Here is a 15,466-nt window from a genome sequence, read left to right on the forward strand (position 1 = left end):
AGTTCGGCCAGGTAGGCTCCATCCTGCCCCGTAATGCCGGTAATCAGTGCTTTTTTCATTTCAGTTGCGTAATGGTCTTTTTAAGATTGAGTAGCGTTAAACGTAAACTTGCTGATGGCGTAAGAAATCCTGATACGTAGCCGCGATGCCGGTTTCCAGCTCGGTCCGGTGGTGCCAGCCCAGCTGGTGCAGCCGCGAGACATCCATCAACTTGCGGGGGGTGCCATCCGGTTTTTCGGTGTTCCAGCGCAGCTCGCCCGCAAAACCGACGGTTTGCTGCACCCGCTCGGCCAGCTCGCGAATGGTCACGTCTTGTCCCGTGCCGATGTTGACAAACAACGCATCGTTGTAGGTCTCCATCAGAAACAGACAGGCATCGGCCAGGTCATCGGCGTGCAGAAACTCCCGGCGCGGTGAGCCCGTTCCCCAGACTTCGACGAATGGGTCATTGTTAAGCTTGGCTTCGTGGAACTTGCGAATCAGGGCCGGCAACACGTGCGAGCCCTGCAAATCGTAGTTGTCGTTGGGGCCGTAGAGATTGGTGGGCATGGCTGAGATGAAGTTACAGCCGTACTGGCTGCGGTAGGCTTCGCAGAGCTTGATGCCGGCAATTTTGGCGATGGCGTAGGGTTCGTTGGTGGCTTCCAGATACCCGCTCAGCAGGTATTCTTCCTTGAGGGGTTGAGGGGCCAGTTTGGGATAGATGCAGGAGGAGCCCAGGAAGAGGAGTTTGCGGACCCGGTTTTGGTAGGCGCTGTGAATGATGTTAGCTTCGATCAGCAGGTTATCGTACAGAAAGTCGGCGCGGTAGGTATTGTTGGCCCAGATGCCGCCCACTTTGGCGGCCGCCAGAAAGACGTAATGGGGTTGCTCGTCGGCAAAGAAATCGGCCACGGCGGCCTGGTTGCGCAGGTCCAGCTCCGAGGAGGTGCGGGTGATGATGTTCTGGTAGCCGTTGTTTTGCAGACTTCGAACCAGGGCCGAGCCCACCATGCCCCGGTGACCGGCAACGTATATTTTATCTTCTTTTCTCATCCGTTCCCTTAATTAACCCGCAGACCGTCCGCTGACGGTTTTCCCTGCGATAGTAGAATTTCCTGATTATGATTTAACCGTAAACTCCCGGTGATAAGCCGCCTTGTAGAGTTCTTCTTCCGGCAGGCTTTTAAAGTATTCGTACGTGATTCGCAACCCCTCAGCCCGCGATACTTTCGGCTCCCAGTCCAAAATCACCTTGGCCTTGGTAATGTCGGGCTGACGTTGTTTGGGGTCGTCGGTGGGCAACGGTTTGTAGACCACCTGCTGGCTAGTACCGGTCAGTTTGATGATCTCTTCGGCAAACTCTTTGATGGTGATTTCAACCGGATTTCCGATGTTCACCGGATGGGCATAATCGCTCAGCAGCAGCCGGTAAATCCCTTCAATCAGATCATCGACGTAGCAGAACGAACGGGTCTGGCTGCCGTCGCCGAAGATGGTCAGGTCTTCACCCCGCAATGCCTGTCCAATGAACGCGGGCAGAACCCGGCCGTCGTTGAGCCGCATCCGGGGACCGTAGGTGTTAAAAATCCGCACAATCCGCGTTTCCACCCCGTGGTAGGTGTGGTAGGCCATCGTGATGGCTTCCTGAAACCGCTTGGCTTCGTCGTATACGCCCCGTGGCCCCACCGGGTTGACATTGCCCCAATATTCTTCGTTCTGCGGATGAACCGTTGGGTCGCCGTAGACTTCGGAAGTAGACGCAATCAGAACCCGCGCCTTCTTGACCCGGGCCAATCCCAGGCAATTGTGGATGCCCAATGAACCGACTTTCAGGGTCTGAATCGGAATTTTCAGGTAGTCGATCGGACTGGCGGGCGACGCAAAATGGAGGATGTAGTCGAGTTCGCCCGCAACGTGGATAAACTGCGATACGTCGTGGTGATGAAACTCGAAATTGGGATTTGGAAACAAGTGCTCGATGTTGCGGATGTCCCCGGTAATGAGGTTATCCATCGCAATGACGTGGTAGCCTTCCCTGATAAACCGGTCACAAAGATGCGAACCAAGAAACCCCGCGCCCCCTGTTATCAGAATGCGTTTCATGTAACTCTTAAAAAGATTTCATAACGTTGAGTAAACCGGGCTGCCGGATGTTGTTTCCGGCAGCCCGCAATCATTTAATCAGGCCGGTTGTTCGACCTCCTGCCGCATCGTCTCGCGACCAATGCTGTAATAGGTGTAGCCCAGCTCCTTCATCTGCTCGAGTTCATACAGGTTCCGGCCGTCGAAAATCACCTTGCTTTTCAGCAGCAGGTTCATCTTGCTGAACTCCGGGGTGCGGAACATCGGCCACTCGGTCATGATCACCAACGCGTCGGCGTCATCCAAAGCCGCATAGGAGGTGTGGGCATACGTGATTTTATTGCCCAGCACGTGCTTGACGTTCTCCATCGCTTCCGGGTCATACGCCGTCACCTTCGCTCCGGCCGCCAGCAACGCCTGAATGTTCTCCAAGGCCGGCGCTTCCCGAATGTCATCCGTGTACGGTTTGAAAGCGAGCCCCCATACCGCAATCGTTTTACCTTTCAGATCGCCGTTGAAATGTTCCTTGATCACCGGAATCAGCTTGGTTTTCTGCTGAGCGTTGACATCCATCACCGACCTCAAAATCTTAAAGTCGTATTCGTGCTGCTGAGCGGTTTTTTCCAGCGCCTGCACATCTTTCGGGAAACAGCTGCCGCCGTAACCGATGCCGGCAAACAAAAACCGCTTGCCGATCCGGCTGTCGGTACCGATGCCCTTGCGAATGTCATCGACGTTGGCGCCCGCTTTCTCGCACAGGTTGGCAATCTCGTTCATGAACGAAATCTTCACGGCCAGAAACGCATTGGCGGCATACTTGGTCATTTCAGCGGAGCGTTCGTCCATGAAAATAACCGGGTTGCCCTGCCGCACCAGGGGCGCATACAACTTGTTCATAACGGTTTTTGCCCGCTCCGACTGGGTGCCGATCACCACGCGATCGGGTTTCATGAAGTCTTCGATAGCCACGCCTTCGCGCAAAAACTCGGGGTTCGACACCACATCGAAGTCCACCTGAGCCGCCAGGGCGATGTACTCCCGCACTTTTTCGGCGGTGCCGACGGGTACGGTGCTTTTGTCGACGATGACGGCGTAGCTTTTCAGGATCTGGCCCAGGTCGCCGGCTACTTTGAGGATGTACTTCAGGTCGGCCGAGCCGTCTTCGCCCGGCGGGGTGGGCAGGGCCAGAAAGATCACTTCGGCACCTTCGATGCCTTCGGCCAGGGAGGTCGTAAACTTCAGGCGTCCTTCGGCGGTGTTGCGGTTGAACAACACATCCAGACCGGGTTCATAGATGGGGATAATGCCGTTGATGAGCTTTTCGACCTTGCGTTCATCGACATCGACACAGGTGACCTGGTTACCGGTTTCGGCAAAACAGGTGCCGGTTACGAGACCCACGTAACCCGTTCCTACGACTGCAATTTTCATAACGTTGAGTAAAATATAATGGAATAAGAAGATGTTTCCGACAGAATAAGCAACTTTTCAAAACCCTATATTCGCTTCATTAAAAACCTGGCAAGTTGTTAATTTTCAACTTTTCAAGCACCTATAATCAGACAGTATTTTTCAGAATTATATTTTAAACTTAAAAAAAACGGGTGAGATTAACTACACATTCTCCAATGTTTATTTTAGAGAAAGGCATAAAATCTTAAAATAAGTCAATAAATAATTCCTTGCAGAATACAATGATACTTTATGTGATAAATCACTGCAAAGTTTTTTTCCTATTTAACAGACAGAGAGAAGAAAAATTATCAGACTAGAAGATGTAACGAAGAAAAACAAAAACTATGCCGCGGTCGTCAAATCGTAAGTAATTCCTGAATAATATGAGAAAAGTAAAATCTGCTCATCTGATTTTACTGTATTCGGTTTATCAGGCGGATATCCGGTTTTTACAGCAGGTTTGAATTAAGAAAGGTATGGGACTCCAGCCAGGCCAGTTCCCTGGCCCGAAGCAACTGGGTCAGTTTTTCGGCATCACGGAGCCGGTGCAGATCGGAGCCCACAAAATCAATCAGTGACTCACTTAACAATTCCCGGGCCTGCTGCTGGGCGCGTCCACCATATTGCCCAATGAGCGAGAAGAGATTTAGTTGCAGCAAACATCCTTTTTCCTTCAGCTTCCGCAACCGGTCCGTCTGGTCTTTCAGGTAAGCATACCGCTCCGGATGGGCCAGAATGGGCTGATAGCCTTTGGTCTGAATCTGAAAAATGATATCGTCTAAATTGAGGGGCGCATTGGCAAACGACAACTCGACCAGTACGTAATTCGGTCCGAACGTCAGCAGGTCGTTGTTCTGCAACAGCGTCATAAAATGATCGTCGATGAGGTACTCGGCCGCGGCCTCTACCTGAATCGTCAGGTCGGTTTCGGCCATGGCCTGCCGCAACTCGTTCAGACCGCGCCGGATGGTGTCGCTGCTGTTGGGATAATAGTCGCGCAGAACGTGGGGCGTTGTAATGACTTTTTTATACCCCAGCTCTTCAAAGGCACGCAGGCACGCCAGGGCGGTTTCCGTGTCCGCAACACCATCGTCGATGCCCGGTATTAAATGCGAGTGAATATCAACACCCAGAAATCCGAAATCCGGATAGGTGGGTTGCTCCTGCCGACGCTTAAAAAATGAGAACATAGGTTAGAATAAAGTTGGAAGCCTTACGCCATCAGCCTTCAGAGGATAAATCGGACCGACGGCTAATGGATGAAAGACTAATAACTTTTTTTTGGCCAGCTACTTCTTCCAGTTCCTGCCGGAGCAGATCATTGGTCTGTTGCAACAAAGCTACACGTTCGTTTAACTGAAACAAAAGAAACTCCACATTTCGCAACCGGTCATCTAACGTAATGGCAGCCAGCGGAGTTTGGGGCAGCGTCCGGAACATCAGCCCCTCTCCGCGCAACAGCCAGTCGGTATTTACCTGCGGATACGCCTGGGCGATTTTCTGCAGGGTCTCGTAGCGGGGCTTCATCCGACCGTGCACAATATGATAGACTTTCTCGCCCCGTTTCTCACCCAGCTGCCGGGCAAACTCCAGGACGCTGATATCTAAGGCATCAATCAGTTGTTGCAGTCGGGCTCCGATGGGCATGATCGAGACGAGATTTACACAAAACTATGTATTTTTTTGGTCCGGAGTTCCGCTTCGCCGGACCGACCGGTTTTTAAAAGCTCTGAACGGGATAACCCGCGTTTAAGCACTTAATAAGAAGACGAGAAGGTATTTTTCAGGTCGTTTTGCAGCCGAACTAACTTTTGGATAATCTTTTTGTATATGATTTTGTATTATACATACTATTGTGTATATTTAAACTTAAATACAAACCCCCATAAAAAGGCAAAAGGGATCGCATAGCGGTCCCCCTGTCCGAACAGTAAACAACAAATACTAATGAACACACAAAAAAACAACACCGGCGCAACAAATCAAAATGGTTTGGAACTGAAACTTCATCAGAACGGTAACGAATCGACGGCTGAAGTCGCCAGTTATTCAGACTTCAGTCGGTATAAATATCTGGAGGGACACCCCCGACAATACCGTTTTGACGCAAAGGAGGGCCTTTTTAACATCAACGGCACCGAAAAACTGGGTGGTCCGACGAATGGCCGGTCGCTCACCTTTCAGCCCATTGCCTGGCGCATTTTTACCGATAATATTTTGAATATGGGCACCAAAAATTGGGCCGAAATCTTTTTTATCGATGAAAAGAACTGCGTTTCGGCGGTTTTGTTTCACGGTTATTCGGTCGATAATATCTTCCGTCTGATCGAACCGCTGTTCTACGACGACCTGACGCTGGCCGATGTGGTCATCACGGCCGTGGCCGAGAAAAAGGAAAACACCAAAATTCAGCCGAAGGGTGTTTACTACATTGCAACGTTTAGCTACCAGCTTGCCGATCCGGAGCAGACCAAAGCACTGAAAGCCTTCGGGCAGGAAAATAAAATTTTTCGCCAGGAAACCCTGACGGACATTGCCAACATCAAAACGGCGTACAATTACTACAATCCGTTCAACAACCCCAGCGAAGAACTCCTGGCGGAGAACGGCCTGCACCTCCTGACGTAGTTTTTTGCCTTCATTGAATCGCCTGCGCGTCCTTTTCGGACGAAGCGGCTTCTATAAACTCTATGGTTCTTCATCAAATTTCCAATCCGTCCATGATTACCGAACTCATCGACTATCGTTCCATTCCCCGGGTATCGAACTCGGATCTGACCCGCCTGAAAGAGGAAAGCTTAGGCTACACCTCAACCCGGTTTGCTCCGCAGCGGGCCATGCAGTTTGGGCGGGCTTTTCACTCGCACCTGCTGGAACCGGAGAGCGTGGGCGGCATTATCGAGCAGTTATTACCCGATATGAAACCGGTGGAATCGGGGCGGCTGGAATTGCTGACGGAACAGGTTCGGCGCGATTCGTTCTGCCGCCGGTATCTGCGGAAATCAGAGCGCGAACGAATCGTTCTTTCCACCGACCCCACGACGGATCTGGCCTGCAAAGCCCGGCTGGATATGGTGTATACCAGTCCTAAAAACCGCAACGCCCTGATTCTCGATTTTAAAACGACCTCGGCCCGCACCCAGAGTCAGTTTTTGCAGAGCTGTTACGATTACGACTACGACCGGCAGGTGGCTTTCTACATCGACAGCCTCCGCAACGCCGACAGCCGGGAGTGGGCGCAGACCCGCCAGTTCCGGTTTGTGCTGATCGGGGTGCAGAAACAAAAACCGCACCGGCTGTTTGCCATTGACGCCACGTCGATCCCGGATTTTGTGGATTATGGCCGGAAAAAATACCGCTTCTGGCTCCGTAAATGGAAAGAACAGCAGCAGGAAAATGCCGGATTCTGGCTACGCCAGGCTTCCTGAAAAAACCGCAAAAAAACCGCCTGATCCGGAACAACGGTTTCACAGTCAGTGTTTTATAGATAGCTTTTACGAAGATGACGAACCACACAGAAATCACCATTCCCGCCGACCGGCCTTCTGTTCTTCCCCTGTTCGACTGGGGGAGTGATGGGCTGGTTATCTGGATCGAAGAATTAGATGGTTTTGGAAGCCTGATGGCCTACATCGATGAAGCACTTGCGCAGATTGCCTTCGCCATCGAACTCCAGACCGGCTGGGATCACCGCACCGACGGTCATACTTATCACCCGCTCTACGGCTACCGGCTGCTGCTGCGCGATGCAACGAGCCTCTGGTACGCCATCCGGCTGGACGAAGCCGGGAAGTTTGCCGAGTTTGTTCCGCTGGAAGAATTCGACTACGATACCGCCTACGAAAAAGCCCTCTGGGTTCCTTGAGGAAAATGTTAAGCGGAAATGCTGAATGAGGAATGTAAACGGACGGATTCTGAACCCCATTTACATTTCTCATTCAGCATTTTTCATTCTGTCAGGGGCACATGCAACCTTTTCTGATTTGTTTTCATCTTTCGGGAAACAGCTCGTCTCTCTCATGAAAACAACCCTGACCTTTCTCTTACTCCTTGCCATTTTTCTTCCGAACGCCCGGGCGCAACGCACCGTCGATGCCGGCGAAATTCTGGCCAAAATCAACCGGAAAGAAGCGATTTCGTACGACAACGTTACAATCACCGGCACGCTCGACCTGACCGAACTGGCCAACAAAAAACGCGTGAACGACAGTCGCTGGGCCGAAAATGAAGCCTACGAAAGCCGGGTTGAAGCCCCGGTTACGTTCCGGAACTGCATTTTCAAGGGCGATTTTCTGGCGTATAAATCCCTCGAAAAAGAAGGTCGCCGGTGGAACGGAAACGGTACGATGTATGCCACGCATTTCACCGAAGCCGTCACGTTCGAAAATTGTACCTTTGAAAAGCAGTCGGAATTTAAATACTCGGATTTCAAGCAACGGGCGCTGTTTACCGGCACCGGTTTTCGGGAAGAAGCCAACTTCAAGTACGCTAAATTCTGGAACGCAGCCGACTTTACCGACACCCGGTTTTCCAATTTAGGCAACTTTAAATACACTAGTTTTAAAGAAGCGATTACCTTTCAGAGATCCCGATTTGATCAGTACGCGGACTTCAAATACACCAAATTCGACGAAGGCGTCAATTTCCGGAGTGCGCGCTTCGACGGCATGGCCGATTTCAAATACACGCACCTGCCCCGCAACTCCAGCTTTGAAGAAACCGTATTCGACGGCCCGTCCGATTTTAAATACGCCACGCTTAATGGCCGGAAGTTTTCGCCCGGCCGTCGCTGAACCGATCCGCCAACTTCAGGCCGTGTTCGTTGCCTGGAAAATAAAAACACGGCCCAAAGTTGGCAGGAACGTATAACCCTTCCGCCAGTTTTCTGTTTTATAAGCAGCACTAACTTTTGTTGCTTTGAAACGATCCACGAAAATTATTCTGGCGCTTGTTGTTCTTTTGATCGTCGCCAGATTACTGTTGCCTTACTTTGTTCTGCGTTACGTGAATAAACTGATGGCCGACATGGGCGCCTATACCGGTCATGTCGAAGATGTCAACATTGCCCTCATCAGGGGTTCCTACCAGATTGAAGACCTGCGCATCCGGAAAATAAACGGTAAAATCAAAGAGCCGTTTCTGTCCGTTCCCACCATCGATCTCTCGGTCGAATGGCGTTCGCTGTTCAAAGGGGCGCTGGTGGCCGAGGTCGAATGTTTCCGGCCCGAACTAAACTTCGCCTTCAGTAACAATGAACAGGCCAGCCAGACCGGTAAAGAACTGGACTGGACCCAACTGGTCAAGGATCTGTTGCCCATCAAAATCAACCGGTTTGCGGCTTACGACGGTAAAATTGATCTGGTCAACCTCTTCGAAGCGACCAAAACCGACTTTTCGCTGGAAAAATTCAACGTCGATATTCGCAACATCCGCAATGTCGAGGACAAACAAAGCCGCCTGCCGTCGCCCGTAACGGCTTCGGCTGACGTGCCGGGCTGGGGAGGTACCCTGAAATTTGACGCGGGCATGAATCTGCTGAAACAGATCCCGGATTTTAACTACAACATGAGCTTAAACAGTCTTCAACTGGTGAAGCTCAACGACCTGGCGCGCGAATACGGCAACGTTGACTTTGAACGCGGAACGGTCAGCGTGGTAAGCGAAATGGCCATGAACGACGGACGGTTTGTCGGGTATTTCAAACCGCTGACCAAAGACATGAAGATTTTCAAACTCAAGGAACCCGGCGAGAAACGCACAGTGGGGCGGTTTTTTACGGAATTGCTGGCCGAGGGAGGATCGGAAATTCTTGAAAATCAGAAACGCGATCAGGTAGCTACCCGAATTCCGTTGAAAGGAACGGTTGAAAATACAGAAACCGAGGTCTGGCCCATCATCATCGGCGTCCTCCGCAATGCCTACGTCGAAGCGTTCACCACCGAATTTGACAACACGGTTACCTTCAAAGATGCCGTCGAAACGCTGAAAGAAGATTACAAGGCCAAACGCGAAGCCAAAAAAGCCGAGCGAAAAGAACGGCGCGAGGAGCGAAAAGAAGACCGCCAGCAGAAACGCGCCGAACGAAAAGAAGCCCGGGAAAAGGCCAAAGGCAATTAAAAAACCGCCAAAATCTGTAGCTTGGCGCACGAATGACCACCAAAAACCGTATTTCGTCGTTTCCACATGCCCCACCCCAAATACGCCCGCGAGTCGCTGACGACCATGACCGAGATGGTCCTGCCCAACGACACCAATACGCTCAACAACCTCATGGGGGGCCGCCTGTTGCACTGGATGGATATTTGTGCCGCCATTGCCGCCCAGAAACACTCCAACCGGGTGGTCGTAACGGCTTCGGTTGATAACGTCTCGTTTTCGGAACCGATCAAACTGGGCAATATCGTAACGATGCAGGCGAAAGTAACGCGGGGTTTCAATTCATCGATGGAAGTCAACATTGAAGTCTGGGCGGAAGACATCCCGGCCGGAACGCGCGTCAGCACCAACCGGGCCTTCTATACGTTCGTTGCGGTCGATCAAAACGGCCGCCCGATTGAAGTGCCGCCGGTGACGCCCGAAACCGAGGACGAACAGCAGTTATTTGACAGTGCCTTACGTCGTCGGCAACTGCGGCTGGTGCTCGCCGGACGGATGAAACCGCAGGAAGCCAAAGAACTGCGCGCGTTGTTTGGCGTTTCGGAGCAAGCGTAAAGGCGGTTTTCGGTATTCGGTGTTCAATATTCGGAGTTCGTTATTCGCTATTCATTATTCAATAGTTGAGCTTTTAATAACCAATCATGAATATCGAATAACGAATTGAAAACACTGAAAACCGTATACCGAAAACTGAAAACTGAATACCGAAAACCGGCAACCTACTGCACCTTCACCTTCGTAATGCCCACCACGGGCCGTCCTTCGGTGGTAATGCCCTGCACCACTACCCGGATGGTCCGGACGACATCCGAGAGCGGAAAAGCCAGATTAGAAGTGCCTTTGGCGTCGGTTTGAATCAGCGGTTTCCAGTACAACACATCCCGGCGGTCGATGGGGGCATTCGGGTCCGGCGAAACCGCCCCCGCCGTTTCTTCGTAGCGGGGCACGTAAAACTCCCGCTGGGGTAAAAAACCGATGAAGGGCAACTGATTGAGTCCAATGCCCGGGGCCGATTTTTTCTGGATAAAACCGCGTTTGGTGAAGAAAGCGATCACGCCGTTGCCGCCACGCGCGCCGTAAATAGCCGCCGTACTGGCATTTTTCAGCAGTTCAATGCGCTCAATATCGTTCGGACTGATGCTCAGCAGCGCGTTTCCTTCGGGCGTTTCCGTCAGGTACGAACCATCCAAAATAAACAAGGGCATGCGTTCTTCCACCGAATTACCCTGCCCGAAACCAAATGAACCCCGAATGTTGATCGTATATCCGCTGGCCGTCTGCGTCACCTGCACGCCCGGCACCCGCCCCCGAATCATCTCGTAGACGTTGGCATACGGCTGTGATCGTTCGTCGAACGTAATCACCGCATCCGGGTCGCCGTGCAGGCTCATCCGCTCAATGTGTTCGGGTCGTTCGCGGGGCCGTTGCCCTCTCACCGTTACTTCCTTCAGTTGTTTGGCCTGTTTGTCCCGATACAGCCCCGGATCAGACTCCTGCCGCAGCCGGGCAATCTCAAGTTGCTGCTGAAACCGCTGCCAGTCGGGCGCGGGTTCGGCTACCGGTTTTGCCGACGCCCATACGCTCCCGGCGGTATCGGCTACCACCGTGCCTTTGATGGCTTTAAACTGACTGTTCATGACCTGCACCAGCAATTGCAGGGTATCCGTCAGCCCCAGCCCCGCCATCCGAAACCGCCCGTAGCGGTTGGTCCCAATCGAGTGGGGAAATTCTTGTTTGGAAGCAGGAGCGGCTACCAGCAACTCCGCGTACGGAATCGGATTTCGTTTCTCGTCCAGCACCCGCCCGCTGAACACAATGCCGCCCAGCGTATCCGCCGGCGTATCCGGTTTGCGCGGCCCAATTCGGCGCCAGCCCTGCGTCAACAGCAGATCATCGAGGGCCCGGCGGGTGGCCTGCGTGGTGTCTTTAAAATAAAAACCGGGTTGCTCGACCCGCCCCCGCAAATCGCCCGTCAGCAACAAATGCGCCCGGATATCCGCAGCCAGCGAGTCGTCCGGCACCTGATCGGCATCGGTTACGGAAGCCGAGAGCGTTGCCACCTGCGGTAGTTCCGGCGGCCCAATCAGCTTCAGGTTCAGGACAACCCGTTCGCGGGGCGTGTACGTCGGTTTTTCCGTCGTCAGATTCACCTGCACCGGCGCCGTTTGCTCGGAGATAAAAACCAGCCGCTCGGCCCGGGCTTTGCCGTATGCATCGTATAGCGTAATCTGGCAGAGGCCGGGTGGCAACACCGACAGCGGCAAATTCAAACGCGCTTTGCCGTTCTGTAATTTCATCTTGGTCCGCTGCACCAACTGACCATAACTCTGAAACGTCAGGTAGATAACCGGATCGGGTTGCGGACCACTGGATAAAATCCGGACGATCAGTTCCGTCGTGTCGCTCACCATGTCGGTTGTCAGCACCAGACCGTCGGTTTCAACCGGTGGCAACACCACGCGCTGCATTCGTCCGTTGCCGTTCACCTCGGCCTGATAAGTTTGTCCCGCTTTCGGGCTGAAAACCGTGCTTCCCATCCCGAACCGATTGCTCGCAAACCGCCCTACCTCCTGCCCCTGCTGATCGAGAATCCGGCCCGATACGGTTTTTCCGCTTCCGTCCGCGCCAACGGCCTTGAAGCCCAGGCGGTTTGGCAGTCCGGCAATCCAGCGCCCCCCTTCCGGCAAAAACTGCACATCGAGAGCCACCGACGCATCAGCGGGCCGCCCGGCGGTGCCGCGCAGCAGGTTATAAACCGTTACCGGGCGCTCAAAAGCGGGTCGCGTCGAGCCGTAATCGTCGTCGGTATACGCCCGCAGTCGGTAAATGCCCGTGGCCAGCGTGTCCGATAACCGGAAGTTCCCCGTTGCCCGCCCTTCGCTGATCCTGAGCCATTGGTGCTGCACGGTTTTTCCCTCCGGCGTCAACAAATCGACGTGCAGCGCCCCTTCGCCAAACAAAACCTGTGACGTGGTGGGTTCGAGTACGTAGGCACTGAGCCAAAGCCGGTCGCCGGTCAGGTAAAACGGTTTGTCGATGTGCGCAAAGGCCGTCGGAGCCTGGTACGGGTACGCCAGTTTCCAGTGCCGAACCATCGAATCGAGCCGGTAATCGGCGGCCAGCACCTGCCCTTCAATCGGAGCCGCCAGCACCGAATCCGGTTTTTCAACGGCGGCATTGGGTTGCCAGTCGGCGGGTAGCAACAACGAAAACCGGTCGTTGCCCAAATGGCCCATCGCCAGCATCCCGAGCGCGAGCGTTACCCGGCCATCGACCGTTACTTCGCTCATACCCTGCGGAAACCGGAACTCCGTAAAGGCGTACGGCGCATCGCGGTACGGCGAATAACTCGAAATGGTGCGGTTATAAAACACCTTCAGGGGCGTTGTCGTAACGATTTTGCGCTCAAAAGGCAGCCGGCCCGGCCGAATCAGCGAATCCGTATGGATGGGCAGCAAATGGCGGTTAATATCCCAGAACAAACTGGTGTTCACCGAGTTTTTGGGAAATTCGGGATTCACCCGGAACACCATGAAACCTTCTTTTTCGTAAGTCCCGGCGATCAGGCTGGCGATCAAATGGCGCGTTGAGCCGGCATACGCCCGCTGCCGGTTGCTTCGCCAGCGCTCGGCCTGCCGGGTGTCCGTCGGTTTCAGTTCTTCAAACCGGGTTGCCCCGGCAAAGTACATCACCCCATTCTGCCTGATTTCGAAATACTGCATATCATACTGAATGCGGTACCCCAGCGCCCGGTTTTCGATGATAACCGGTTCGGTTGCCGTGGCCTTCAGCACGTGGTTTTCTTCCGTGAAACGCAGCGCATTCGGGTTGATCACTTCACACTGATTCCGGAACGGGGTGGTGCCGAGCAACTCCCGCTCGAACGTCCGAAACTGGCGCTCCCAAGACTTATCCCGTTTGGCCTTGATCGTGACATCGGCGAGCGTAACGCCCGTGCCTTTCAGTTCCAGATTAACCACGCGCGCCTGACCGTTTTCCAGCCGCACCGACTGCCGGGCGGGTTGGTAGCCCAGGAAAGACGCCACCAGTTCGATGGTGCCCAGCGGAACGTTGGTGAGTTTGTAGCGGCCTTTTGCGTCGGTGGTCGTGCCGTGCGTGGAATTATTGAGGTAGACGTTGGCAAAGGGCATCGGCTGCTTTGTGTGCCACTCGGTCACCTGACCGCTTATGGTCGTCGTGGGCCCCTGCGCCAGCGCCCCGGCAAAAACCGCCCCGGTCAATAGCCCGATGGCCATCAACTTGCGGACACACTTGACAAACAGGGCGCTCATAGGGTTCGAAAAATACGTGCTTAAAAATACAGATTTCTTGGCAAAATACTACGCCAAATTTGAAACGATCTATTTGCAGACGGTTTTGGTCAAGGCTGTACGGTTTCCAGTTTTTCCACCGAAAAAGCCACCGCCCGCTCCGCAAACAGCCGTCTGGTGGCGGCCCAGGTCGTTTTGAAGAGGTCAGACCGGCGGTAGGCTTCCAGGGCTTCCGGTGATTCCCAATGGCTGTACGTCACAAAAACCGCCGGCTGGTCCAGATCCCGGAGTAATTCGAGGTGCAAACAACCCGGAAACGTGCGAATCTGCGCTTTCGACTGCCGGAAAGTCGTCAGAAACTCAGCGGTTTTTGCTTCCTGAAACGTCATTCGAACAATGCGCACCAACATAAATTGAGTGAAGCGTTAGGAGTTAAGCGTTAAGAGTTAAAAATTGCGCTGCTAACTAAAGGTCTTCGATGGGCCGCGATCCCGTTGCAATATAACGCATCACTTTTAACTCATAACTCTTAACTAACTATGCAATACCGTACGTTTGGCCGCACTGGCTGGCAAGTGAGTGAAATCGGTTACGGCATGTGGGGGCTGGCGGGCTGGACCGGTTCCGAGCGGCAGGAAGTCGATCAGGCGCTGGATCGCTCCGTCGAACGGGGCTGTAATTTTTTCGATACGGCCTGGGGCTACGGCGAGGGACTGAGCGAGCGAATTCTGGGTGATCTGCTGAAACGATACAGCGACAAACGGCTGTACGTAGCCACCAAAATCCCGCCCAAAAACCGTACCTGGCCGTCGCAGGCGGAGTTTGCCTTACAGGACGTTTTTCCGGCGGATTACATTGTGGAATACACCGAAAAGAGCCTGAAAAACCTGGGGGTCGAAACGATTGATTTGCAGCAGTTTCACGTCTGGGAAGACGGCTGGGCCGACCACGACGAGTGGAAAGAAGCCACCACAAAACTGACGAAAGACGGGAAAGTGCAGGCCTGGGGCGTGTCCGTCAACCGCTGGGAACCGGATAATTGCCTGCATACGCTGCGGACCAACCTCATCGATGCGGTTCAGGTGATTTACAACATTTTCGATCAGGCTCCGGAAGACAACCTGTTTCCCCTGTGCCGCGAGCTGAAAATCGGCGTCATTGCCCGCGTCCCGTTCGATGAAGGAACGCTGACCGGCACGCTCACGAAAGAAACAACTTTCCCGGCCGATGACTGGCGCTCGACTTATTTTGTGCCGGAAAACCTCAACGCCAGCGTTGATCACGCCGAAGCGCTGAAACCGCTGATCCCGGCCGGAATGACGATGCCCGAAATGGCGTTACGGTTTATTCTGGCGAACCCGGACGTAGCCACGACGATTCCGGGCATGCGCAAACTCCGCAACGTGGAAGCCAACATGGCCGCCAGCGACGGCAAAGGCTTATCGCAAGACGTGTTGGATGAACTGAAAGGCCACCGCTGGGACCGCACGCCCACGAAATGGTCACAATAGAAGGATGGA

The 15,466-nt window shown here is 53.5% G+C and carries 14 protein-coding genes; 7 read left to right on the forward strand and 7 right to left on the reverse strand.

Features of this window, described 5'->3' with window-relative positions; translation table 11 throughout:
- Positions 1 to 96: 96 nt before the first annotated feature.
- The 5 genes from fcl to ACYVHX_RS06885 form a co-directional block, all read right to left on the reverse strand.
- Entirely contained in the window at positions 97 to 1,035 is a 939-nt protein-coding gene (gene fcl / locus ACYVHX_RS06865; protein WP_460670891.1) for a GDP-L-fucose synthase, read from the reverse strand.
- Positions 1,036 to 1,101: 66 nt separating this feature from the next.
- Positions 1,102 to 2,085: a UDP-glucuronic acid decarboxylase family protein gene (locus ACYVHX_RS06870; protein WP_460670892.1), complete on the reverse strand. Its 984-nt coding sequence runs from the start codon at positions 2,083 to 2,085 to the stop codon at positions 1,102 to 1,104.
- Between the two features lie 78 nt (positions 2,086 to 2,163).
- Entirely contained in the window at positions 2,164 to 3,495 is a 1,332-nt protein-coding gene (locus ACYVHX_RS06875) for a UDP-glucose dehydrogenase family protein (RefSeq protein WP_460670893.1), read from the reverse strand.
- 473 nt (positions 3,496 to 3,968) lie between these two features.
- The gene (locus tag ACYVHX_RS06880) at positions 3,969 to 4,709 is read right to left on the reverse strand and encodes a tyrosine-protein phosphatase (RefSeq protein ID WP_460670894.1); all 741 of its coding nucleotides are present in this window, start codon (positions 4,707 to 4,709) and stop codon (positions 3,969 to 3,971) included.
- Positions 4,710 to 4,740: 31 nt separating this feature from the next.
- On the reverse strand, positions 4,741 to 5,166 hold the full coding sequence (locus ACYVHX_RS06885) for a helix-turn-helix domain-containing protein (RefSeq protein ID WP_460670895.1): 426 nt from the start codon (positions 5,164 to 5,166) through the stop codon (positions 4,741 to 4,743).
- Between the two features lie 300 nt (positions 5,167 to 5,466).
- Between ACYVHX_RS06885 and ACYVHX_RS06890 the strand changes: the two genes are divergently transcribed.
- The 6 genes from ACYVHX_RS06890 (at position 5,467) to ACYVHX_RS06915 (ending at position 10,230) form a co-directional block, all read left to right on the forward strand.
- Positions 5,467 to 6,147 carry a hypothetical protein gene (locus tag ACYVHX_RS06890; protein WP_460670896.1) on the forward strand — a complete coding sequence of 227 codons (681 nt, stop codon included), beginning with the start codon at positions 5,467 to 5,469 and terminating at the stop codon, positions 6,145 to 6,147.
- Between the two features lie 62 nt (positions 6,148 to 6,209).
- Positions 6,210 to 6,947, forward strand: coding sequence for a PD-(D/E)XK nuclease-like domain-containing protein (locus ACYVHX_RS06895; RefSeq protein WP_460670897.1), 738 nt, complete (start codon positions 6,210 to 6,212; stop codon positions 6,945 to 6,947).
- Positions 6,948 to 7,021: 74 nt separating this feature from the next.
- A complete protein-coding gene (locus ACYVHX_RS06900) occupies positions 7,022 to 7,384 on the forward strand; it encodes a hypothetical protein (protein ID WP_460670898.1) in 363 nt (120 codons plus the stop codon).
- A gap of 154 nt (positions 7,385 to 7,538) precedes the next feature.
- Entirely contained in the window at positions 7,539 to 8,312 is a 774-nt protein-coding gene (locus ACYVHX_RS06905) for a pentapeptide repeat-containing protein (RefSeq protein ID WP_460670899.1), read from the forward strand.
- A 124-nt stretch (positions 8,313 to 8,436) separates the two neighbouring features.
- A complete protein-coding gene (locus ACYVHX_RS06910; protein WP_460670900.1) occupies positions 8,437 to 9,636 on the forward strand; it encodes a DUF748 domain-containing protein in 1,200 nt (399 codons plus the stop codon).
- A gap of 66 nt (positions 9,637 to 9,702) precedes the next feature.
- A complete protein-coding gene (locus tag ACYVHX_RS06915; RefSeq protein WP_460670901.1) occupies positions 9,703 to 10,230 on the forward strand; it encodes an acyl-CoA thioesterase in 528 nt (175 codons plus the stop codon).
- A gap of 164 nt (positions 10,231 to 10,394) precedes the next feature.
- Here the strand turns inward: ACYVHX_RS06915 and ACYVHX_RS06920 are convergent, their stop codons facing one another.
- Together ACYVHX_RS06920 and ACYVHX_RS06925 are read right to left on the reverse strand one after the other, a co-directional pair.
- Positions 10,395 to 13,967, reverse strand: a complete 3,573-nt coding sequence (locus ACYVHX_RS06920) for a carboxypeptidase regulatory-like domain-containing protein (protein ID WP_460670902.1) — start codon at positions 13,965 to 13,967, stop codon at positions 10,395 to 10,397.
- Positions 13,968 to 14,056: 89 nt separating this feature from the next.
- Positions 14,057 to 14,356, reverse strand: coding sequence for a putative quinol monooxygenase (locus tag ACYVHX_RS06925; protein ID WP_460670903.1), 300 nt, complete (start codon positions 14,354 to 14,356; stop codon positions 14,057 to 14,059).
- Between the two features lie 129 nt (positions 14,357 to 14,485).
- Here ACYVHX_RS06925 and ACYVHX_RS06930 point away from each other — a divergent pair, with 129 nt between their 5' ends.
- Complete coding sequence (locus ACYVHX_RS06930; protein WP_460670904.1) at positions 14,486 to 15,457, forward strand: aldo/keto reductase; 972 nt, start codon at positions 14,486 to 14,488, stop codon at positions 15,455 to 15,457.
- Positions 15,458 to 15,466 lie beyond the last annotated feature (9 nt).

The organism is Larkinella ripae (assembly GCF_054780775.1).

Coding starts and splice junctions, on each gene's coding strand:
- fcl (WP_460670891.1), bottom strand. CDS start 1,035: ATGAGAAAAGAAGATAAAATATACGTTGCCGGTCACCGGGGCATGGTG.
- ACYVHX_RS06870 (WP_460670892.1), bottom strand. CDS start 2,085: ATGAAACGCATTCTGATAACAGGGGGCGCGGGGTTTCTTGGTTCGCAT.
- ACYVHX_RS06875 (WP_460670893.1), bottom strand. CDS start 3,495: ATGAAAATTGCAGTCGTAGGAACGGGTTACGTGGGTCTCGTAACCGGC.
- ACYVHX_RS06880 (WP_460670894.1), bottom strand. CDS start 4,709: ATGTTCTCATTTTTTAAGCGTCGGCAGGAGCAACCCACCTATCCGGAT.
- ACYVHX_RS06885 (WP_460670895.1), bottom strand. CDS start 5,166: ATGCCCATCGGAGCCCGACTGCAACAACTGATTGATGCCTTAGATATC.
- ACYVHX_RS06890 (WP_460670896.1), top strand. CDS start 5,467: ATGAACACACAAAAAAACAACACCGGCGCAACAAATCAAAATGGTTTG.
- ACYVHX_RS06895 (WP_460670897.1), top strand. CDS start 6,210: ATGGTTCTTCATCAAATTTCCAATCCGTCCATGATTACCGAACTCATC.
- ACYVHX_RS06900 (WP_460670898.1), top strand. CDS start 7,022: ATGACGAACCACACAGAAATCACCATTCCCGCCGACCGGCCTTCTGTT.
- ACYVHX_RS06905 (WP_460670899.1), top strand. CDS start 7,539: ATGAAAACAACCCTGACCTTTCTCTTACTCCTTGCCATTTTTCTTCCG.
- ACYVHX_RS06915 (WP_460670901.1), top strand. CDS start 9,703: ATGCCCCACCCCAAATACGCCCGCGAGTCGCTGACGACCATGACCGAG.
- ACYVHX_RS06920 (WP_460670902.1), bottom strand. CDS start 13,967: ATGAGCGCCCTGTTTGTCAAGTGTGTCCGCAAGTTGATGGCCATCGGG.
- ACYVHX_RS06925 (WP_460670903.1), bottom strand. CDS start 14,356: ATGTTGGTGCGCATTGTTCGAATGACGTTTCAGGAAGCAAAAACCGCT.
- ACYVHX_RS06930 (WP_460670904.1), top strand. CDS start 14,486: ATGCAATACCGTACGTTTGGCCGCACTGGCTGGCAAGTGAGTGAAATC.